This is a genomic window from Acinetobacter sp. YH12064 (assembly GCF_013419735.1).
Classification (GTDB): Bacteria; Pseudomonadota; Gammaproteobacteria; order Pseudomonadales; family Moraxellaceae; genus Acinetobacter; species Acinetobacter amyesii.
On record NZ_VOZP01000018.1, the window covers coordinates 1 to 22249 of the forward strand.

The window sequence follows — 22249 nt, forward strand, 5'->3', positions numbered from 1 at the left end:
TCGTGATTCCAGCGGTGACGGACAGCAACAACAACGGTGTTGACGATGCAACAGAAATTGCAGCGGTAGAAGACTTGGTAGCAGCGGCAGAGCAAGCGTATCAGGATGCGGCGGATGCCTTGACGGCAGCGCAAGCGGATAACTCAATCAGCCAAGCCGAAGTGGATGCCTTAACCCAAGATCTAGCGGATGCTCAAGCGGCGAAAGCTGCAGCGCAAGCAGCGGTAGATGGCATTGTTGCCGACTTCCCAGCAGAAGCAGGCGCATTCCAAGACCGAATTGATGCGTTAACGGATATCGAGATTCCAGCGGTAACCCCAACGCTTAATGCAATTAATGATGAATATGTATTGGATATGGGGCAAGAAGCTTTAATAGAGCGTGATGCTGAAAGTTACAATGACGTAACTTATATTGACCTTCTAGGTGGTACAGAAGGTGAAATCTTAGGTGCAGATTTTTCAATCCCACAAGATCCAAATGATGTAGGTCAAGCACATACAGGCAATATCACTATTACAGCTTCACAACAGGATCTTTTATCTGTCGCAGAAGCGTTCCAGCTTATTGTTTATCAAAATGTAGATGGAGTACAAACTGAAGTAGCCCGTATTGGTAACCAAGGTGGAGTTGTTACTCTTGGTGGGGTTGGTATATTAGGAATTGTGAATAACCCAGATGGTATTTCAGTTACATTGTCTGATCTTCCTGAAGGTGAATACACGGCTGTAGTTGCAAAAGATAGTAGTCTCTTGTCTGATCTGATCTATGGTATTGAGTTAGATAAACTTGGTGGAGAGGAAGCTATCTTAGGTGCATCAAATGAGCAAGCTATTTATGATGCAATTAATGCTGTATTAACTCCAGCATTAGCTGCACCAATAGTATCTCTAGTTCAAGCAATTTTAGTTCCTGTAAATACCCTTGGATTACCAATTTCTAGTGTAGTTAGTCAATTGCTAGATGTTTTACCAGTTGAAGTCATAGATGAATTAATTAATCAGGTAGTTGCTCCACTTGTAACTAATACCTTGACGTTGTATGAAAATACAGACATCACAATCGATGGTACAGAGGAAGCTTTCCCTACATATACATTATCATCGAATGTTTTTGAAGATAATGGGAATGGCGTTGATGTTGCACCAGTAGGTACGATTATTAGTGAAATTGATGGAGTTTCAGTATCAGGTATTGAAATAATCCAAGGTGATTATGGTGTTCTTGAAATTAATACAGTTACGGGTGCATTTACCTATAAAGTAACAAGTGGTGAGGAGGCTCTTGGTAAGACTGAGATCTTTAACTATACAATTCAAAATGGTACTCAAACGGATACTGCTCAAATCATTATCGATATTTCGGGTACAGCATTTGATGACGGTACTTTATTGCCACCAGACTATGTAGATCAGGTCGTTGCAAATGATGATCTGGCGACAGTTCAAAATTATTATGAAGAACCTGGTGATGATATTGGTAATACTGGTGGGGCTGGTCAGTTACTTGGTGTTGAACTTGTAGGAATTCCAATTAGTATAGGTAGCACTACACCATTTAATTTTGATGTACTGGAAAATGAAACAAGTGATGTTGAGATTGCCGTAAGTGGATTTAAATCGACAACACTAAGTTTATCTCTATTAAATACCTTAGTTGATCTTTTGACAGGTAATACCTTGTATGCAGATGCTGTATTACAGCGCCAATATTTAGATGAAAATGGAGTTGCTCAAACTGAAAACTTTGTTGTTGAGGGTGGGATAGCACTTGATGCTGGATTAAGCATTGAGGATTTATCTTTTGGTTATACTTATAGTGGTTTAATTAACTATGAGGATTTGCCAGAAGGTATTTATACATTATCTATTCAACCTCAAGAGACTGACGGAGCGTTACGGGCATTAATTGATGCATTAGGAAGTGTGTTAGCAGTTAATCTATTTGGTGGTATTAACTTCAAAATTACAGATCAAACTAATAAGTACCTAGGCTCTAACGAAATTGAGGGTAACGTGATCAGCAGTACGGATGGTGCTGACCTCGTTAACTCAACGACTTACGTTAAATTTGTAAGTAATGAGTTAGGTGATCCAGACGTAGCAATTGATAATGGCAATACTGTGGTTGAAGGTGCTTATGGTACGCTTTATATTTCACCAAACGGTGCATATAAGTATGTAAGTAAGGGAGACCTAGCAGACATTGGTAAAGTCGATACCTTCACTTATACAATTCGTGATTTTAACGGTTCAGAAGATACTGCGCAGTTAAATATCCGAATTGATGGCGAAGGCTTAATCACTTGGCCAAGTGATCCTACAGAAGTGGGTGCAGATCAGGCGGTAGTAGTGACTGCCACCAATGATGTGGGTGACGTTGCGACGACCTTGCTGTATAACCCAGCTACTACAGTTGCTGCAACGTTTAGTACCACAGGTCTAACTAATATCACTAACAATACAGCTGTGACTAAATCAATGACATTTGATGTTGGTCCTAATGATGGAGCAACTTCTGTATCAACAAGTCTAACTATTTCGGATGCTTCTCTTACTGCTAGTATTACAGCAGGTACAGTTACAGCAGTTCTTAAAGATGCATTAGGCGTGACACAGCAGCTACTTACTGCTCAAAATGTTAGTACTAGTTTGGGTGCTACTACACTTAACTTTAACTTTAGTGGATTGGTATTAAATTCAGGTACTTATACTATTGAGTATAGTTTCAGTGGTTTAACTTCAACTGGCTTAGGTAATGCGTTCCCATTAACGCTGACGTCCTCTACAGTAACAATGAATAAGATAGACCTTGATACATATCAAGCTATTAACAGCGCAGAATTAACTGAAACAGGTAATATCTTTACGGATGGTACTGCTGATATTTTAGCAAATAAGTTCACAACTTTAACGATTGGTACTCAAACGCTGACTCAAAGCTCAGGTGATGTTGTGATTACAGGTACTTACGGTAATCTGACAATAAGTGGTGATGGTGAGTATAGTTATCAAGCTAATACTGCCAATTATGGTGGTGTTGAAACGTTTAATTATACACTTACATCTTTATCTGGCGAGACTTCAACTGCAACCTTAACAATTGGTGTAGGACGAGATTTCACAAGTACAGCATTTAATGATGTGATCACCACTAATTCAAATGGTGGTGATACTGTGATTTATAACCTACTTAATACCGCGAGTAGTAGTGGTGGTAATGGTACTGACATTTGGAAGGATTTTAATGCAGACCATGGTGATGTAATTGATATTACAGCATTACTTGCAGGGCAGGATGTAACAAGTGCCAATTTAGGTAGCTTTGTTACCCTAACCCAACAAGGAGCAAATACAGTGGTTTCACTTGATCGTGATGGATCATCTACAGACCTAACATATAATCGAGTTGATCTAATTGTATTAGAGAATACAAATTCAACCTCTCTAACCTTAGACGATTTAGTTAAATATAACTCTCTTTGATAAGTTGATTTAAAAAAGAGCCTCTTCGGAGGCTCTTTTTTATGTTCTTCATAAACACCACTAGATCGAAATGAAATGTGAAATTCATCAAATTAAAATGAACAACATGTGTATAGATCTCAAACGTATGCGATTTTAGTGATTAAATTTATAAAAATAATAAATAAAATCAAGATTATAAAATTGTGAAAGGCACTAAATTACGCTATTTTTTAAGGGTGAAATTTTTGAGATTTTTGCTGTGAATTTAAAGGCAATTTTATGGGTGGGGAGTATTGGATTTGCATTACATGGTTGTACCACCATGCAGAGTTTAAACCCAAATTCATTTAATCATTATGCATCACCACAAGAAGTGATCAATCAAAAAGGGCTAAATAGCTCAAATGGCAAGGCGAAAGAATACGTCTATGATTGGGGACCACAAAAGAAAAATATGGAAGCAGAATCGCTCATACCCAAGCAAAATATGAGCAGTTACTGCCAAGCCAAAAATGGCAAATTTATTCAACTGAATAAAAGCAATTTGAACCAAGCCAAAAATGCATGGAGTCGTAAATTATTAGCGACCTATAGCAGTATAAAACAGAGCACAGGTGTGTTTCAGTGTAGTCAGGCAGATGGACAACGTTGGATGGTTGCTATTGAACCCGTTTCAGAGCGTAAATCGAATGACCGTTCTGAAACCCGCTTAGTGAGTTTGTATACAGCAATTATTGGACCCGAAGAACGTCGCAAAAACTATAATAAACAAGAAGAAACTGTAGCTAAAAAAGCCACACCAAGCAAAGCAAAAGCAACGACAACAAAAAGCAATGCGAAAGAGGAAGCAAAAAAAGAAGTAGAGACTAAAAAAGAAACCAAAGCCAAAGAGCCTGAAAAAAAACCTGTAGTGAAACCAGTTGCAGAAACATCGCAACAGATACAAATGCGCTTATATGTGAATGCACGACGTGACCTGAATGCCGGAAAAAATCAAGTCATCGCTTGTAATAATGCACAGCGCGCTTATAGCTATGGCAAATTAAATGGTGCAAATGCCAATAGAGCCTATGCTGAATCAGGTATGCTCGTTGCAAAATGCTTAACCTCAGTGCCTGCTTATAGCAAAAGTTATCCAAACGCCAATGCAAGAGCAAAAGGCATCTTACAAAACTTAGCGACCAACTATAACCATGCAGGGGCAAAAAATATGTTGAATCGTATGAAATAAACCTCAACAGGATAAAAGCCATTTGGGGAAATACGCTTTTATCCTGATCCAATGATGTACTCAGATAAAGTTTTAAAAATAATAAGGAAAAACCATGAGTTCAGTAAATGAAATTTATTTTAATGCACCATTATTTGACCGTGAATTGACAGAAATTTTAGTTGATATCGAGCAAACACCCTTCTTTTTGAATAATCGTGGGCATCCAACATATTTAGCGTCACTTGGGGCGGGGATTCATTTAATTACCGAGTCAACTACCAATGCGAAAATGACGATGGGAAATGGCTACGCGGTTCCTTCTGAAATTTCGACTAAAATTACCAATTGGGGGGAGCAAACGGAGCTTGAATTTGAAGGGCAACACTTCGAGTTTATGCCATTGGTGGCAAGCAAAGAAACCGCGGCAGCTTTTGGTATCACCTTAGTTCAGGCAGGTGAAGCGATTCAGATTCATTCAAATCAAAAACGACTATCAGAAATTCATTATGAATACGGCATGATGGCAGGGCATTATTTGCCTTATGAAAATGCAACATCAAATTTAAATGGCTGTAAAACTTTAACGCCATTTGTCATTACTGATTTAGAACATCATGACTTTCCGCATATTTTTAGCGCGACAGATCAGGATCAATTGCCACTGGTTATCTCAGTGGGACGCTATTTTCCAAATCTAGGTAAGATTTACTTGGCAGATTTATGGGTCAATCCTGGAGATGCTTTATACATTCCTGCGAAACCCAAATATTCGAATCCCGAATTTATTGACCTACATAATAACCGTAATGCAGCACTTGCCTGTTGGCGAGGTGACAGCAATAAATCGACATTGACTACTCATAGTTTGCTCGATACCCATGGACATTTTTACTGGTATTGGAATAGAAGACCGACGATTCATCCTCTCATCTATGCACCGACTAGCAAAAATGAATAGTTGAGTTACATAGACCAAACAGCAAATACAGCACTTCATGATACAAAGGTGACTCAAGTTTTGGGAGTTTGGTCTATGGCTTACGGTTTATCTAAAAAATTACATCTACGTTTTTCACGACCTGCAGGTTTGGCTTTATTGACGCTCATCATGCTTGGGACGACGCAAGTGAGTTTAGCGAGTCCGACGGTCGATCAGCTCAGTCAATGTTTAGTGAAATCGACCACTGCCGCAGATAAAACCACGGTTTTGCAATGGACTTTTTCTGCCTTGGCGGCGCATCCAGATTTAAAACAATACAGTAATGTCAGCGATGCGCAAAAAACGCAACTCGATAAAAATCTGGCTCAAGTGATGCAGCGAATTTTGGTGGAGCAATGTTCTACGCAAACGCAGGCTGTAATTAAAGCCGACGGTCTACAGGCTGTAGGCGAAAGTTTTCAAGAGCTTGGTAGTATCACGGGGGATGAAATATTAAGGACGCCTGAAATTAAACAACAATTACAAGGCGTACTGCGTTATGTCGATTTGAATAAATTGGTGACCAAATTTTTAACCCCAGAAATTTGGAATAAGTTAGGTGTGGTTCGTTAATTTTATTTTGAGTAAATAAAAAATGCTCCTTTTATACAAGGAGCATTTTTTATGGATTCACCCTAAATGGATGATGATCCAATGCGTTTTAGTTTGGTGACTCAAGCATTAAATGGTAATCGTCGCGCCTAATGCTTTAACAAATTGCGCCATCCACGCAGGGTGAGCAGGCCAAGCAGGAGCAGTAACTAAATGACCGTCGGTCACTGCATCCGTGACTGCAATATCTGCATACTGACCGCCAGCCAGTTTAACTTCGGCAGCACATGCAGGATAAGCGGAACATGTACGGCCTTTCAGTACATTGGCTGCTGCCAAAATTTGCGCACCATGACAAACCGCTGCAATCGGTTTTTTCGCTGCGTCAAATTCGCGTACGATTTCAATCACACGTGCATTCATACGTAAATATTCAGGTGCACGACCACCCGGAATCACTAAGCCGACATAGTTATCTGAGTTAACTGCATCAAAGTCATAGTTAATGGTAAAGTTATGACCGCGTTTTTCGCTATAGGTTTGTTCACCTTCAAAATCATGAATCGCTGTGGCAATGTTGTCACCGGCTTTTTTGTCAGGGCAAACGGCATGAACGGTGTAACCAAGACCAACTAAAAACTGAAAAGGTACCATGGTTTCGTAGTCTTCAGCATAGTCACCTACAAGCATAAGAATTTGTTTTGACATGATGTAACCCTCTGTTGAAATATGATTTATATCAATTTTGCATTTACCTTAGCATATTGAAATGACAGTTTTAAGCAGGCTGTAAATTCTTTAGTTGTATATTTTTATTTAGATTTATAAAAAGTTATGGATGGTTATAGTTCAAATTATGATGAGTCTAGTAGGCTAGCTGTTATCAATTATTAATGACTTTAGTGTTTTTCACAAAGTTTTAAAAAGTTAAATATTTACCTCTCCCTTGCGCAGCACTGCTGCTTATCTCCTAAAAGGAGAGGGGGGATATCCAAAAAATCGTTTAAGTATTTATTCACTTTGAAAGCTCCCTCTCCCATTGGGAGAGGGATAAATCACAGCAAATCAGGATAAAATTTTTCATAGTCTAGATTTGGTTCATGCGTTACTTTCAGCTTGCCTTTAGATCCTGTGACATAGCTATTGATCTCTTTAAGTGGTTTCTCATGCCAACCGATATTGAATGCACAAAACGTATTTTCTTTTTTAAAAAATTCTAGATGACTGTATGGCAAGTGATTGTGAATCCAATATGCAATCTGTTTCCAATTATTTGGGTCTTTTTCAATTAAATCGATGAGTGAGGGAATGATAATACACGCCGTTGCACCGTAGCCTTTTGCGTCAGGATAGTCCCAAATATGGCTTGCAAAGTTTTTCTCATTGCTCGCGCAGTTGTGTCCTTTTTCATTGCCGATTTGGTTCACGCTTGGTGAACGGTACGCGGAACGAATGGCAATACGTCCAAACTTTTCTTGTAATGGCTCGAGCAGTTGCTCGCACAGTTGTGTGCCTGTGTAGATTGCTTTTTCAGGATAGTCGGGGAAGTTGGGTACACCGTACCAATTGGCGATTTCACTATAGAGGAAATCGCGCATAAAGAAGGACCTTGATAGTTGAATACGTCCTAGGTCTTCGAGTTTGGCGATGGCGGATACTTTTTTGATGGTCATGTTGTTTTTGGTGTGAAGTGCTTAGGAAGATTGTATTGATAAAGTCGTTCTTTGAAAAAGGGGATTCTGAAAATATACGCATCTATCTATTGGAGAAAAATATTTTTGTAACTGACTAATTTTTTGATGTTTAATACTATTCAATATTTTCGAAGATAAATATTTTCATGGATAGAAAACTCTTAATTTTTGGCAATGGTCTAGGAATGGCTATTGATTCTAATCATTACTCTTTAAATAATGCTTTGAACAAAGTTTGGAATGACACTTCAATGTGGAGTGATATTCAGCATAGAGGATTGATTCAGAATTGTATACCAACTGGAAACTGTCCTGTTTCGGAAGATGAGTTAGACAAACTGCACTTAGTGTCTACATCATGTGATTTTCTGAACAGTTTTCCAAATGCTGCTAATAATATTCATTGGTTATCAAGTTATGGAAAAGATTTTACTGAAGCAGTTCAAGAATATATTCATACTGTAGCGTCTCATTTGTTCGATTCGGCAAATACCTTACCTAGTAATTTTAAGAATGCATTAATTGATTTTATTAAAAATACAAAATCACATGTTGCTACCCTGAATTACGATAAACTTTTATATGATGAATTTATCAAGGAAGAGATTTGTAAAGGTTATTCAGGATATTTGGTTGATGGTTTTTATGATACTGGTTTCGCACCTAGTAACATGGAAAGACTTTTTGGAAGAGACTTTGGGTATTATATGCATTTACATGGCTGCCCATTATTTAAAGATATAAGCGGGATAACCTACAAATTAAAAACTTCACAGATTTCAACCAATAATATCTTTGGTAGTAAGCACATAGTATTAACGCATATTCCTCATAAGCCAAGTGTAATCACAGCTTCAGAGGTTTTATCAACTTATTGGAGCTATTTGATTCTATCTTTAAGTGAAGTAAAAGAGATAATTTTATTTGGATACTCAGGTTGTGATATTCATTTAAATAAAATTTTAAAGGTACATGCTAGTTCAAAAAATAAAAAAATTATTGAATGGGACGGTGATGGACAAACAACTCAACAGCGTCAACAGTTTTGGGATAGTGAGCTAGGTGCTAATGTCACGTTGCAGAGAATGCCCGATATTACTCAATTTACATCATGGTAATAAAAAAACCCGCTCTAAAGCGGGTTTTTTCAAAACAGATCAGATTAACCAATCAACTTCTTCATTAATTCATTCACTTGAGCAGGGTTAGCTTTACCTTTCGCTGCTTTCATCACTTGACCCACAAGACCGTTGAAAGCTTTCTCTTTACCAGATTTATACTCTTCAACCATCTTCTCGTTAGCAGCAAGCACTTCCTTAATAATCGCTTCAATTGCGCCTGTATCAGTTTCCTGTTTCAAGCCTTTTTCCGCAATAATCTCGTCCGCAGTTTTGCCTTCTTCCCACATAAAGCCGAACACTTGTTTCGCAATTTTGCCATTAATGGTGTTATCCACAATACGTGCAATCATGCCGCCAAGTTTTTCCGCAGATACTGGAGAATCATGAAGTTCTAGGCTCGCTTTGTTTAAAGCGCCTGAGAATTCGCCCATCACCCAGTTCGCAGCAACTTTGCCTTGTGCAGCACCGCCAGCAGCTTTTACCACGTCTTCGTAAAACTCTGACATTTCACGAGTAAGCGTAAGCACGTGAGCATCGTACTCAGTCACGCCAAAGTCAGCTACAAAACGCGCACGGCGTGCAGCAGGCAACTCAGGCAATGCAGCACGTGCCGCTTCAATTTGCGCATCTGCAATAATTACAGGTAACAAGTCAGGGTCTGGGAAGTAGCGGTAATCGTTCGCTTCTTCTTTAGAACGCATAGAACGCGTTTCCATCTTCACAGGGTCGAACAAACGTGTTTCTTGGTCGATGGTGCCATCCCATTCCAAGATTTCCATTTGACGTTCAATTTCAACATTGATCGCTTGTTCAATGAAACGGAAAGAGTTCAAGTTTTTCAACTCGCAGCGCGTACCAAATGGTTGACCCGGACGACGTAGTGACACGTTACAGTCCGCACGGAACGAACCTTCTGCCATGTTACCGTCAGAAATGCCTAACCAACGCACTAAAGTGTGAATCGCTTTAATGTAGGCAACTGCTTCTTCAACCGAACGCATATCAGGTTCAGAGACAATCTCAAGTAAAGGTGTGCCTGCACGGTTTAAATCGATACCAGATTGACCTTCAAATTGGTCATGGATCGATTTACCTGCATCTTCCTCAAGGTGAGCACGGGTTACACCAATGCGCTTAACCGTACCATCTTCAAGTTGAATGTCGATATGACCCAAGCCCACAATCGGGTTGTCCATTTGGCTGATTTGGTAGCCTTTTGGAGAGTCAGGGTAGAAATAGTTTTTACGTGCAAATACAGAAGCTTGGTCGATGTAAGCATCGATACCTAAACCAAAGCGAATCGCAAGATCAACTACTTCTTTGTTGAGTACTGGCAATACGCCAGGCATTGCCAAATCAACAAGGCTCGCTTGTGTATTTGGGTCTTGACCAAATGTGGTAGATGAACCTGAGAAAATTTTGGTATTGGTCGCAAGCTGAGTGTGAATCTCGATACCAATCACCACTTCCCAACCATCAATCAGGTTAGATTTTGGTTTAGCAGCGTTTTTAGCCATTATGCATTCTCCTCAGCAATTGCAGCGCGTTGTGTATGCCAATCCGTTGCTTGTTGGTACTGATGCACCACAGACAACAATTGAGACTCTGACCAGTAATTACCAATCAGCTGTAAGCCAACAGGCAAATTGTCTTTGTCAAAACCAACAGGCGCGTTAATCGCAGGCAGACCTGCCAAGTTCACTGCGATGGTGTAGATGTCGCCTAAGTACATTTCTACAGGAGACAGGTTTGCACCAATCTTATACGCCGTAGTCGGTGCAGCAGGAGCCGCAATCACGTCTACAGACTCAAATGCTTTTAAGAAATCTTGTTGAATTAAACGACGTACTTTTTGTGCTTTCACATAATAAGCATCGTAGTAACCCGCAGACAGCGCGTAAGTACCAATCAAGATACGTTGCTGCACTTCTTTACCAAAACCTTCTGAACGTGAACGTTTGTACAAGTCTATTAAGTCCACAGGATTTTCACAGCGGTAACCATAACGTACACCATCAAAACGCTGTAAGTTTGAAGATGCTTCAGCAGGAGCAATCAGGTAATACGTTGGAACATAGGCATCAGTCATGGTCAAATCAATCTCAACCAAGATTGCGCCCATTTCTTCTAACTTTTTCAGTGACTCTTCAACGCGTGCTTTTACGTCTGCATCTAAACCAGCAACGTTAAAGTACTGTTTAGGAATACCAATGCGTAAGCCTTTTACTGAAGTGCTGTTGAGGTTCGCTACATAGTTATCGACGTCTTTTTCAACCGAAGTTGAATCTTTCACATCATGACCTGCCATCACGTTCATGAGGTAAGCACAGTCTTCAGCCGAACGCGCCATTGGGCCGCCTTGGTCTAAAGATGATGCATACGCGATCATACCGAAGCGCGATACACGGCCGTAAGTCGGTTTAAGGCCAGTCAAACCGCAGAATGATGCAGGCTGACGGATTGAACCGCCTGTATCTGTACCTGTTGCGAACGGCGCAAGATCAGCTGCTACCGCTGCCGCAGAACCGCCTGAAGAACCACCGGGAACATGGTTTAAGTTCCACGGGTTCGCAGTCGCGCCATAAAATGAATTTTCAGAGGTCGAACCCATGGCGAATTCATCCATGTTCACTTTACCTAAAGTGACAAGGCCCGCAGCTTTACCTTTCGCTACAACGGTCGCGTCGTAAGGAGAGATAAAATTGTCCAGCATTTTAGAACCTGCAGTGGTTTTAATGCCTTGGGTACAAAAAATGTCTTTGTGTGCAATTGGTACACCAGTCAACGCAGTTGCATTGCCTGATTTAATTGCAGCATCAGCCGCATCTGCTTGCGCAAGTGCTTGTTCAGCTGTCACGGTCACGTATGACTTGACTTGAGCATCGATTTTTTCAATGCGTTTTAAATAGTGTTCAGTCAATTCGCGTGAAGAAAATTTAGCGCCAGCCAAACCTTCAGACAATTCACGAATTGATAAGCGATGTAAATCTGTCATGAGAAATATTTCTTTACGTTTAATTTGAAAAAATGTTGATCTGAATAAAAATTATTCAATCACACGCGGAACAAGGTACAAGCCATCCTGTACGGCAGGAGCAACTGCTTGATATGCTTCGCGATGATTGGTCTCAGATACCACGTCTTCACGTAAGGGCTGTGGATTGTCGAATGGACTTTTTAGTGGTTCAACACCGTCAGTATCGATGCCTTTCAGGGTTTCCATCATGCCTAAAATTTTATTTAAACTTTGAGCATAGTCAGCAGATTGCGCTTCATCTAGCGACAATCGAGCCAGATGGGCAATCGCTGAAACTGTTTGTGCATTTAGATCTGCAGAATGCTGTGCATCCGATGTAGACATAACATTACCTAATCAGTATTAAAAAAATTCAAAATATCGTGGCTTATAATAAGCGATTGACTTGTTCAAATCATCACATTTAGTTAAAGTTGCCACCTTGCGTCCATATAAAAGTTTAACTGAGAACGTCCCCGTGATTCTAAAACGACTAATTGGCTTGTTTTCGCCGGATCTTGCCATTGATTTAGGCACTGCAAATACACTTATCTATGCGCCAGGACGAGGCATTATATTAAATGAACCGACGGTGGTGGCAATTCGCCACAGTGGTTCACAAAAAATCGTTGCCGCAGTAGGTCTTGACGCGAAGCAAATGCTAGGTCGTACACCTGCAAATATTTCTGCGATTCGCCCAATGAAAGATGGTGTGATTGCAGATTTTGAAGTCACTGAAACGATGTTGAATCAATTCATTGGCAAAGTGCACGAAAAACGTTTGTTCCCACCTGCACCGCGTGTCGTGGTGTGTGTGCCATGTAAATCGACGTTGGTGGAACGCCGTGCAATCCGTGAAGCTGTATACAATGCAGGTGCACGTGAAGTTCGCTTAATTGAAGAGCCAATGGCTGCTGCAATTGGTGCAGGTATGCCTGTTGAGCAAGCTTGTGGTTCGATGGTTGTCGATGTTGGTGGTGGTACAACTGAAATCGCGATCATTTCACTTCAAGGTTGTGTCTATGCAGACTCACTACGTATCGGTGGTGATGTATTTGATGAACAAATCATTAATTACGTGCGTAAAGCACATGGTTGTGTGATTGGTGAAACCACTGCAGAAAACATCAAAAAAGAAGTTGGTATGGCGCTTCCAGAAGAAGATGCAAAACCTTTGGAAATCGAAGTCCGTGGTCGTAACTTGGCTGAAGGTGTACCTCGTGCGATTACCGTAACTTCTGACGAAGTTACTCAAGCGATTTCTGATCCACTACAAAACATTGTGTCTGCGGTTAAATCTGCACTAGAGCAAACGCCACCTGAGTTGTCTTCAGACATCGCAGAACGCGGTATTGTGTTGACTGGTGGCGGTGCATTACTTCGCAATCTTGATAAGCTTCTTGCAAAAGAAACGGGTCTTCCTGTCGTGGTTGCAGAAGATCCACTATCATGTGTTACACGTGGTGGCGGTAAGGTTCTCGAATTCTTCGATAACCCTAATCATGACATGTTATTTGTAGGCTAAGAAAAGGACTCGGCGGGTGCAAACGCAACTGTTTTCAAGACAACCGCCATCTTTTCGCTCATTTATCATTGCGGTGATTACATGCTTGGTGGTGCTTTTCTTTGATTGGCGCATGCCGCATGTAATTCAACCGGCCAGAGACGTCTTGTATGCGGCATATAATCCAATTTATGCACTTGCAAGCTATCCAGTGTTATCGCGAGAATGGCTGAATCAACAAACCAAGTCTGAAGCTCAATTACGTCGTGAAAATACCGCGATGCAAGCAGAGTTAATTCAGGCTCAAGTCCGTTTACAGAAACTTTCTGAACTTTCTGCTGAAAATACTCGACTGCGTGGACTACTCGATACACCACTCATCATTGATGGTCGTATGGAGATTGCCGAAGTCATTGGTACCGATGCTGATCCCTTACGTCATATTATTGTGATTAACCGCGGAGCCAGCAGTCAGCTTAAAGTGGGACAAACTGTACTCGATGACAAGGGCATTATGGGGCAAATTATCAATGTTTACCCGCATAGTAGCCGTGTCATGTTGCTCTCAGACAAAGAGCACTCTTTATCCGTGCGGATGGAGCATACCGGTATGCGCGCAATCGTTACGGGTACAGGTGACTTAGGTCGACTTAAGATGGAATATGTTCCAACCAGTGCCAATATCAAAGTCGGTGAAAAAGTCTATAGCTCAGGGCTAGGGGCACATTTCCCAGCGGGTTATTTGGTGGGTACAGTGTCGAAAGTCAGTCGTCACAATAGCGGTGAATTTGCCCAAATTGATATCAATCCTGCTGCCCAATTGGCAGGTGGTCATCATGTGGTTGTGCTATTTTCCGATTCATTAGCGATGGAGCAACCGCATGTCACTCGCTAAGCTTAGTCGTCATACAGAGCGCGACCCATTATTTCCGATTATCTTTTCCATCATTTTGGCATCCGTGCTGATGGTGTATCCGCTTTCTTATGACCTATCGGGTTGGCGCCCATTATTCATGATGATGATCATGCTATTTTGGGTACTCTGTCAGCCGACATGGTGCGGTGTTTGGTTTGCATTTGCCACAGGTCTCTTTACGGACTTATTAACTGATGCGCCTTTTGGCATGAACGCACTGAGTTTTGTGGTCATTGCATTTGTGACACGCTTTTTAACCCGTGAACGTCGTATTCTCACATTTGGTAATTTATGGATTATTGCTGCAATGGCAATTTTCGCGCATTTACTGTTTGTGTGGATTGTTCAAGTGATGGGTGGGGCACAGTTTTCATTTGCTCGCCATTGGCAGCCAATTGTAACTAGCTTACTCATTTGGCCAATCATGTATTACTTCCTGAAAAAATGGCGCATATAATTTTAGCTTCGAGTTCTCCTCGACGACGCGAACTATTGCAACAATTAGGTCTGGAATTTGACATTTTCAGTCCAGATATTGATGAGTCCGTGTTGGAAGGAGAACCTGTAGCGGATTATGTAGAGCGTTTAGCACGTGCCAAAGCTTGCGCAGTACAACAACAATTCCCTAATGCTATCGTTATTGCCGCCGATACCAGTTTAGGCGTAGATGAGCACATTTTAGGAAAACCAGCGTCGAAAGCACATGCTTTTTCTATGTGGGAAATGATCTCTGGACGAAAACATGATGTGTTTTCAGGTGTTTGTGTCAGTACAAAAGATCAAATATACAGTATAGTAGTACGTACACAGGTTGAATTTCAAACGCTGAGTCTAGCTGACATGGAAAGCTACTGGGCAACAGGTGAACCAATCGGCAAGGCGGGAGCCTATGCTATTCAAGGAATTGCTGCGCGCTATATTCCTTGTATTGAAGGGAGCTACAGCAATGTCGTTGGGCTGCCTTTGTATGAAACCGTACAGTTATTACAGACAGTTAAGGCATTAAATTAACTGCTGCAACACAAGAATTTTTATAATGTTTTGAGTTTTGATATGTCTGACGAGTTGTTGATTAACGTCACACCGATGGAATGTCGGGTGGCGTTGATTCAAAACGGTACGGTCAATGAATTATTTGTTGAACGCACCGTGAAGCGTGGGTTAGTGGGCAATATTTATAAAGGGAAAGTTGTTCGTGTGCTTCCGGGTATGCAGGCTGCTTTTATTGATATTGGATTGTCGAGAACGGCTTTTTTACATATCAATGATATGGTCTGGCAGCGCAATCAACCGACCCCGAACGTTTTTGAGCTGTTACAACCGGGGCAAGTACTCACCGTACAAGTCATGAAAGATATGTTGGGTACCAAAGGTGCACGACTATCGACTGATCTTTCTATTCCTTCCCGTTACCTCGTTTTAATGCCATATGGTAGTCATACCGGTGTTTCACAGCGCATTGAGTCTGAAGAAGAACGTGATCGCTTGCGTAGCATGATTGAACACATTCAAAAGGAACACAATTTACCGGGTTCAGTCATCGTTCGTACTGCTGCTGAAGGTATTCCTGAATGTGAAATTGCGCAGGACATGGCCTATTTAGCAAAACTGTGGGAATACATACAACGTAAACAACGCAGTATTGTTGTGCCATCTTTGATTTTTGAAGAGCTACCTTTACCACAACGCGTCATCCGTGATTTGGCTAATGAAGAGACGTCTAAAATTCAGGTCGACTCACGCGAAGTGCATGGCAAATTGCAAGAATTTGTCCAAGAATTTGTACCGAGTATGCAAAATCGCTTACTGCATTATCCGGGTGAGCGTCCAATTTTTGACTTGTACAATGTCGAAGAAGATATTCAGAAAGCCTTACAGACACGTGTAGCACTTAAGTCTGGCGGCTATCTGATGATCGATCAAACTGAAGCGATGACAACGATTGATGTCAATACTGGCTCCTACGTCGGTGGTCGTTCACTTGAAGACACTGTGTTTAAAACCAATATGGAAGCCACACAGGTCATTGCACGTCAGCTTCGACTACGTAACTTGGGCGGGATTATCATTATTGACTTCATTGATATGCAAGAAGCACATCATCGAGAAGAAGTGATGAGCCAGTTTGAGAAAATGCTCGAGCGCGATCATGCCAAAACCAAGATCACTCAAGTGTCTGAGCTGGGTTTGGTGGAAATGACGCGTAAACGCACCCGTGAATCTCTGGAGCATCTGCTTTGTGATTCTTGTCCGACCTGTCAGGGGCGTGGTTATGTGAAAACGGCTGAAACAGTTTGCTATGAAATTTTCCGTGAAATCTTGAGATATGCACGTGCTTATGAATCACAAAGTGGTTTCACTGTGGTGGCACATCCGTCGGTGATTGACCGATTGTTAACTGCTGAAGCACCTGCAGTGGCTGATTTAGAGCACTTTATTAGTCGTGTGATCAAGTTCCAAGTGGAAAATTTATATACGCAAGAGCAATACGATATCATTCTGAGTTGAAATTGTAACAGAATATCGTTAAACACTTGTTACAACTGAGATTTTACTTTTGAACTGTTATTTTGAATACTAGACACATCAAATAGCCAAAGCTATTTTCCTGCATTGGACTTGAAAATGGCTTAGCAAAAAGAGGTGTATTATGGGTGTTAGTAAAACAGTAATGAAAAGTGGTCTTAAAACTGTCGTTGAAGCAAAAGCGATCCATTCAGGTTATATCGTGGATGAGCGTGGTAATGAGGTTCAAATTACAGCGTCTATGATTCGTTCTGCTTGTCATCAGTTACTTAAACAGTGCCGAGCAATTAAAGCTTAAATATTGAAATATAAATAATGTAATCCAGAGGGTTAAAGCGCTAACGCGCAATTCTAAAATATTTAATGCGCTAAAATTTTATAAAGAATGGAAAATAAATTTAATTATCAGTGTGTATCTACAAGTCATAATTAAACAATAACAACGGATTTGTTCACCTAAATTTTAGCTTATACACATAAATTGCTCCAAAAAATCAATCAAAGTTCAAATACTAAAAACCCGTCTAGATTTTGCAATGTAGACGGGTTTTTATCTTTTTGGATGGTTCAATTTTCTGTAAAACTGATACAAAAATATGATGCAGGCGGTTAGCTAACCGCCTGTAACTTTGGGGAATCTTGATTCACAATAGCTTCAAATCGTTGAATTTCTTCTTCCAAATGCGTCAGTAAATTTTGCATTTTTGGCAGTGCATTACGACATGCAGTTAGACCCACTTCAAGCTTATCTAAATAGCTAGTCATAGTGATATTAAGCGCTTGACCATCTAACACTATGGAAGCAGGGTAGAGCGCTTCTAAGCGTGCACCATTCCAATATAACGGCTCTTGTGGGCCGGGAACATTTGAAATCACCAAGTTAAAGGCCTGACGTTTTGGCATAAACCCTGATGCAATATTTAAACCTGCTGCACTGTAGACAAAGGCACTATAGTTTAAAATTTGATTCGAGTTCATCCGCTTAAAGCGTTCTTTGGCATTGAGCACACTACGACGCACAATCTTCAACCGTTCTAGCGGATCTTCTTTATGGGTTCCTAGGTTTGCCAAAATCATGGTAATACGGTTTGACATATCTGAATCATCGGTACGAACAGATGCAGGCACCATGGCAATCAATGGTTTTTTAGGTAAAGCATTCTGTGTAATTAAATACTCACGTAATGCGCCTGAACAAATTGCGAGCACTATATCGTTAATTGTTACACCAAGTGACTTGGCAATATGTGACAAACGTGAAAATTCAAAAGATTGTGCAGCGAAACGACGTGAAGAACTAACCCGTTGGTTTAATATTGAACTCGGCGCTTGGAAGCTAGATACATAATCTGGGTTACGCCCCATATCTTTCATTACAGTTTGTGATAGTTCATACAAAACTCGTGGAGTTGAGTCAAGTTGTCCCTTAATGGTTGATAACAAACTTTTCATACGACTGACTTTAGGCTGTTTGAGGCGTTTTGCACGAGGGCCTTCCACACACCATGGCGGTACAATACTTTTAGCATCTGGGTCATGCGAAAGTGATTTTTCAACTAAACGCATACCTGCAATGCCATCGACCATCGCGTGGTGGATTTTGAAGTACATGGCAAAACGATTGCCTTCAATGCCTTCAATAATATGGCAAGTCCAAAGTGGTTTTGCGCGGTCAATCAGCGCACTGTGTTCCTGTGAAATATAAGTCAGAAGTTCACGGATACGACCGGGATGCGGCAGTGCGATATGGCGGAAGTGATGATCTAAATCAAACTCTTCGTCTTCATCCCAAAAGAAGCCGTTGAGTTTATTGTTAAAAGGAGGAATAGGAATGGATTTTGAATTACGAATATCTGCGACTAAATCTTGAATAAAAGTATCTGGTGCATTGTCAGGGATCTGAAATAAAAATAGACCACCTACGTGCATCGGTTGTTGCCGTTTCTCTAAATTTAAGAATATGAAATCAATAGGATGTAATGGACGCATAGCGTTGATTGCCTCACTGCAATTTCTACAGCTGCTCATGTATGAGTAGCATTGTTAGAATTATTAAATTGTCATTTGCAGTATAGCGTTTTTACGTTGAAATGATACGGAATTATGTGTATCGATGCGTTGAAAAAACCACTGCTGTGCAGTGGTTTTGTGATCTTTACTTTTTCATGTTGCCTGCGTGTAAGCCGCATTCTTTATGGGTTGCATCTTCCCACCACCAGCGACCTTCACGTTCGTGTTGATTCGGTAAAACAGGTCGAGTACATGGTTCACAGCCTATCGAAATAAAGCCACGTTCGTGTAGTGGATTATATGGAATTTCCATTAGACGGATATAGTTCCATACATCAGCACTAGACCAGTTTGCCAAAGGATTGTATTTAATTAATTGTTTGCCCGCACCTGAAAAACCTGGGTCAGCTTGTACTACTGGAATTTCATTACGTGTGCCTGGGCTTTGGTCCTTACGTTGACCAGTGATCCACCCATCTAAAGTGGCTAGTTTTTTACGCAAAGGTTGTACTTTGCGGATACCACAGCATTCTTTATGTTCATCTTGATAAAAGCTAAAAAAGCCCTTTTCTGTCACCAGTTTTTGTACGGCATCACTTTCTGGGAAACAGATTTCGATATCAATTTTATAATGTTTACGGACAGTATCTAAAAATTGGTAAGTTTCAGGGTGTAAGCGACCGGTATCTAAACTAAATACACGAAATGGAATCCCTAAGTTCGATGCAAGATCTATCAGTACAACATCTTCTGCACCAGAAAAGGAAATCGCAACTTCACCTTGCTGGCTTAGCGCAAGTTTCATAATCTCAGAAGGTGATTTATCTGCATATTCGGATGCGAGTGCATCGACAAGGTCAATAGTAGGGATGGTAGTCATGAATGTCCTGGCTATAGGCTTGGAACGTTAAAACCTATATTAATTTATTTCAGAACTATTTTAATGGAAATGCTAAAACACACTTATCACTAAAAAATAGATACTTATGAAAAAAATAGATTTAAAAAAGAACAATGCATTTTTTTATTCTTCCGCTATGATATTGAAAATTTTTTTCACTTAACAGAGGGTAGAGTGCATGGAAGTCGTTTGTTTAGATCTAGAAGGGGTTTTAGTACCTGAAATTTGGATTAATTTTGCGAAAAAAACAGGCATTAAAGAACTTGAAGCAACGACTCGTGACATTCCAGATTACGATGTGTTGATGACTCAGCGTTTAAATATCCTAAAACAACACGGTTTGGGTTTAAACGATATTCAAGACGTAATCGCAGATATGGGGCCATTTGAAGGTGCAAAAGAGTTTGTGGAGTGGGTACGTACTCATTTTCAATTGATTATTCTTTCAGATACCTTCTATGAGTTTGCACATCCATTAATGCAACAACTTGGTTGGCCAACGATTTTCTGTCACAAGTTAGAAACTGATGAAAATGGCATGATTAGCGCTTATACGCTTCGTCAACCTGATCAAAAACGTAAAGCCGTTCAAGCATTACATGGATTAAACTTCCGAGTGATTGCAGCAGGTGATTCTTATAACGATACGACGATGCTCGGTGAAGCAGATGCGGGTTTCTTATTTGATGCGCCTGACAATGTGATTGCGGAGTTTCCACAGTTCCCACCAATTCATGGCTATGCAGCACTAAAAGAAGCCATTCGTAATGCTTCAGTGCGTGATATTCCAGCTTAATTCTGAATAGCAAATTATAGAAAAGGGCGCTTATAGCGCCCTTTCTTGTTTAATCCAAAGTTTTTAAAGCAACTTAGAAACGGTAACCAATTTTCAAGCTATAACCAATTGCATCGTTATCTTCAAAGTTTGCAGCATATTCATCTGTACCGAAATGACTTGCAACTTGTGATTTTGCATCACCTAGCCAGAAGTACTTAACACCGGCTTGTACAAATGTTTGTGGTGTTGGACTAAATTGTCCACCTAAACCGAGGCTCCAATAACCCTCTGTTGGGCCAAGAGTCGATACAGGGTTACCAGCCCCAGAGTCCCAACCAACCATGACTGTGCCAGCCCATTGTTCATTAAACTTACGTCCGACACCCACATTCGCCGAAATTTGATCCTTCTCGTAGGCAACTAAATCAAAGCCACGTGGGTCACCAATTACTTTGTTTGTTAGAGCAGATGCTAATTGACCAAATTTATTTGGGCGTATTTTAAATTCCGACCAATCTACCCAACGCAATTGAGCAAATGCTACTGTATTGGCCATAATCCCCGTTTGAAAATCTAAATTTACAGACTGTGGTGTGGTTACATCAGTTTTACCCTCTTTAAATTCATAACCATCTACCATAGGTTTAATACCACCTAAGCCGCCCATCAGGGAGTTAGCTGGCATAACTTCATCAGGAGTTACACTATGCTCAATCTCCGAGCGGTAAGTAACTGATGCTTTAAGTGCAATTTCCGGTATTTGAAAAGCAAAGCCAGCAAGCCAACCAACAGAAGAATCTTCTGCTATACGAGCTTCATAACCATTAAATTTATCTTTAGTACCTTGAATTGTGGAATTCAAACTGCAAGCGCTAATCGGACAGTTAACTCCTCCAAATGGACCATAAGCAGAACCACGTAAAGTCACATCACCTTTAACTGTCTGATAAACTGGACCTGCATAAATATTCCAATTTTCATTTGGTTGATATCCAAAAATAAATGATAAATTTTGTGTATTTACATCAACGGATGTTGCTTCATCTCCGACAGTAAATGCGCCAACTTCATTGGTTTTGAGTGAAACACTATCGGTTTGACGTTTATCATTCGTTGAATATTTTGCTTTAGCACCAAAAGGCTGGTCGTAAATTAATCCAAATGAAACATTATCTGTCATTTGTACTTTTAATGCAGCATTGTAGAAATGATAGCTCTCTGCCATATCACCAAGTTCAGTACCTTGAATTGATTTTGCTGTATTTGCACCACCACCTGTAACTGTATAATTATCTTTTAATTTGCCAGAAACATCGGCATCTAAAACTGAAATCCCTGCTTCAAAATAATTACCCGGTTGTAAAAATGCAGAAATTGACTGCCCAGAGCGATCCATTGCTGCTGCAAAAGCCCCTGTCATTGGTACGCTGGCAAATAAAATGGCACTTGTTAATGCTTTTAAGTTCATTTTTCTACTTTCCTAGTATAAAAAACGCGTCAATGCGTTAATAAAATTTAAAGATATGTAATTTTTTTAATCATATCTTGCACCAAAAAATAGCATAATAAAAA

At 40.5% G+C, this 22249-nt stretch carries 20 protein-coding genes; 12 read left to right on the plus strand and 8 right to left on the minus strand.

Translation table 11 applies throughout. The annotated features are described in order from the left end of the window. From FTU13_RS15215 to FTU13_RS15230, 4 genes are all read left to right on the plus strand, one after another. Nucleotides 1-3485: BapA/Bap/LapF family large adhesin (locus tag FTU13_RS15215; protein WP_180134438.1), on the plus strand; the 3485-nt coding region annotated here is incomplete at its 5' end. 241 nt (nucleotides 3486-3726) lie between these two features. Continuing rightward, a complete protein-coding gene (locus FTU13_RS15220) occupies nucleotides 3727-4698 on the plus strand; it encodes a hypothetical protein (RefSeq protein WP_180126690.1) in 972 nt (323 codons plus the stop codon). A gap of 94 nt (nucleotides 4699-4792) precedes the next feature. Continuing rightward, nucleotides 4793-5638, plus strand: a complete 846-nt coding sequence (locus FTU13_RS15225) for a hypothetical protein (protein WP_180126688.1) — start codon at nucleotides 4793-4795, stop codon at nucleotides 5636-5638. 150 nt (nucleotides 5639-5788) lie between these two features. Beyond that, the gene (locus FTU13_RS15230; RefSeq protein ID WP_257226707.1) at nucleotides 5789-6232 is read left to right on the plus strand and encodes a hypothetical protein; all 444 of its coding nucleotides are present in this window, start codon (nucleotides 5789-5791) and stop codon (nucleotides 6230-6232) included. A 108-nt stretch (nucleotides 6233-6340) separates the two neighbouring features. On the opposite strand, the gene FTU13_RS15235 is transcribed toward FTU13_RS15230, so the two are convergent. Together FTU13_RS15235 and FTU13_RS15240 are read right to left on the minus strand one after the other, a co-directional pair. Beyond that, nucleotides 6341-6919: a DJ-1/PfpI family protein gene (locus FTU13_RS15235; RefSeq protein ID WP_180035505.1), complete on the minus strand. Its 579-nt coding sequence runs from the start codon at nucleotides 6917-6919 to the stop codon at nucleotides 6341-6343. A gap of 347 nt (nucleotides 6920-7266) precedes the next feature. After that, the gene (locus FTU13_RS15240; RefSeq protein ID WP_180126686.1) at nucleotides 7267-7884 is read right to left on the minus strand and encodes a hypothetical protein; all 618 of its coding nucleotides are present in this window, start codon (nucleotides 7882-7884) and stop codon (nucleotides 7267-7269) included. 167 nt (nucleotides 7885-8051) lie between these two features. On the opposite strand from FTU13_RS15240, the gene FTU13_RS15245 reads away from it, so the two are divergent. Continuing rightward, entirely contained in the window at nucleotides 8052-9023 is a 972-nt protein-coding gene (locus FTU13_RS15245) for a hypothetical protein (RefSeq protein ID WP_180126684.1), read from the plus strand. A gap of 44 nt (nucleotides 9024-9067) precedes the next feature. Here FTU13_RS15245 and gatB read toward each other — a convergent pair whose 3' ends face one another. The 3 genes from gatB to gatC are packed head-to-tail and all read right to left on the minus strand — an operon-like array spanning nucleotide 9068 to nucleotide 12387. After that, nucleotides 9068-10543, minus strand: coding sequence for an Asp-tRNA(Asn)/Glu-tRNA(Gln) amidotransferase subunit GatB (gatB, locus tag FTU13_RS15250; protein WP_180007420.1), 1476 nt, complete (start codon nucleotides 10541-10543; stop codon nucleotides 9068-9070). Further along, nucleotides 10543-12021, minus strand: coding sequence for an Asp-tRNA(Asn)/Glu-tRNA(Gln) amidotransferase subunit GatA (gene gatA, locus FTU13_RS15255; protein WP_180126682.1), 1479 nt, complete (start codon nucleotides 12019-12021; stop codon nucleotides 10543-10545). The genes gatB and gatA overlap by 1 nt, the downstream gene beginning before the upstream one ends. Before the next feature lie 51 nt (nucleotides 12022-12072). Then, entirely contained in the window at nucleotides 12073-12387 is a 315-nt protein-coding gene (gene gatC / locus FTU13_RS15260) for an Asp-tRNA(Asn)/Glu-tRNA(Gln) amidotransferase subunit GatC (protein ID WP_078189985.1), read from the minus strand. 133 nt (nucleotides 12388-12520) lie between these two features. Between gatC and FTU13_RS15265 the strand changes: the two genes are divergently transcribed. From FTU13_RS15265 to FTU13_RS15290, 6 genes are all read left to right on the plus strand, one after another. Next, a complete protein-coding gene (locus tag FTU13_RS15265) occupies nucleotides 12521-13567 on the plus strand; it encodes a rod shape-determining protein (RefSeq protein ID WP_180126707.1) in 1047 nt (348 codons plus the stop codon). A gap of 16 nt (nucleotides 13568-13583) precedes the next feature. Next, a complete protein-coding gene (gene mreC / locus FTU13_RS15270) occupies nucleotides 13584-14441 on the plus strand; it encodes a rod shape-determining protein MreC (RefSeq protein ID WP_078189984.1) in 858 nt (285 codons plus the stop codon). Next, nucleotides 14428-14919 carry a rod shape-determining protein MreD gene (gene mreD / locus FTU13_RS15275; protein ID WP_180035509.1) on the plus strand — a complete coding sequence of 164 codons (492 nt, stop codon included), beginning with the start codon at nucleotides 14428-14430 and terminating at the stop codon, nucleotides 14917-14919. The genes mreC and mreD overlap by 14 nt, the downstream gene beginning before the upstream one ends. Next, the gene (locus FTU13_RS15280) at nucleotides 14907-15473 is read left to right on the plus strand and encodes a Maf-like protein (protein ID WP_180126680.1); all 567 of its coding nucleotides are present in this window, start codon (nucleotides 14907-14909) and stop codon (nucleotides 15471-15473) included. The genes mreD and FTU13_RS15280 overlap by 13 nt, the downstream gene beginning before the upstream one ends. Nucleotides 15474-15515: 42 nt before the next feature. Beyond that, nucleotides 15516-16970 (plus strand): ribonuclease G, encoded by a 1455-nt coding sequence (rng, locus tag FTU13_RS15285; RefSeq protein WP_180035510.1) that lies wholly within the window; start codon nucleotides 15516-15518, stop codon nucleotides 16968-16970. Nucleotides 16971-17112: 142 nt separating this feature from the next. Further along, nucleotides 17113-17286 carry a PA1571 family protein gene (locus tag FTU13_RS15290; RefSeq protein ID WP_168379036.1) on the plus strand — a complete coding sequence of 58 codons (174 nt, stop codon included), beginning with the start codon at nucleotides 17113-17115 and terminating at the stop codon, nucleotides 17284-17286. Between the two features lie 311 nt (nucleotides 17287-17597). On the opposite strand, the gene FTU13_RS15295 is transcribed toward FTU13_RS15290, so the two are convergent. Together FTU13_RS15295 and FTU13_RS15300 are read right to left on the minus strand one after the other, a co-directional pair. Continuing rightward, entirely contained in the window at nucleotides 17598-18977 is a 1380-nt protein-coding gene (locus FTU13_RS15295) for a wax ester/triacylglycerol synthase family O-acyltransferase (protein ID WP_180035511.1), read from the minus strand. A gap of 166 nt (nucleotides 18978-19143) precedes the next feature. After that, nucleotides 19144-19878, minus strand: a complete 735-nt coding sequence (locus FTU13_RS15300; protein WP_180108050.1) for a phosphoadenylyl-sulfate reductase — start codon at nucleotides 19876-19878, stop codon at nucleotides 19144-19146. A 199-nt stretch (nucleotides 19879-20077) separates the two neighbouring features. Here FTU13_RS15300 and thrH point away from each other — a divergent pair, with 199 nt between their 5' ends. Continuing rightward, a complete protein-coding gene (gene thrH / locus FTU13_RS15305) occupies nucleotides 20078-20695 on the plus strand; it encodes a bifunctional phosphoserine phosphatase/homoserine phosphotransferase ThrH (RefSeq protein WP_180126678.1) in 618 nt (205 codons plus the stop codon). A gap of 73 nt (nucleotides 20696-20768) precedes the next feature. On the opposite strand, the gene FTU13_RS15310 is transcribed toward thrH, so the two are convergent. Further along, complete coding sequence (locus tag FTU13_RS15310) at nucleotides 20769-22145, minus strand: OmpP1/FadL family transporter (protein ID WP_180024054.1); 1377 nt, start codon at nucleotides 22143-22145, stop codon at nucleotides 20769-20771. Nucleotides 22146-22249 lie beyond the last annotated feature (104 nt).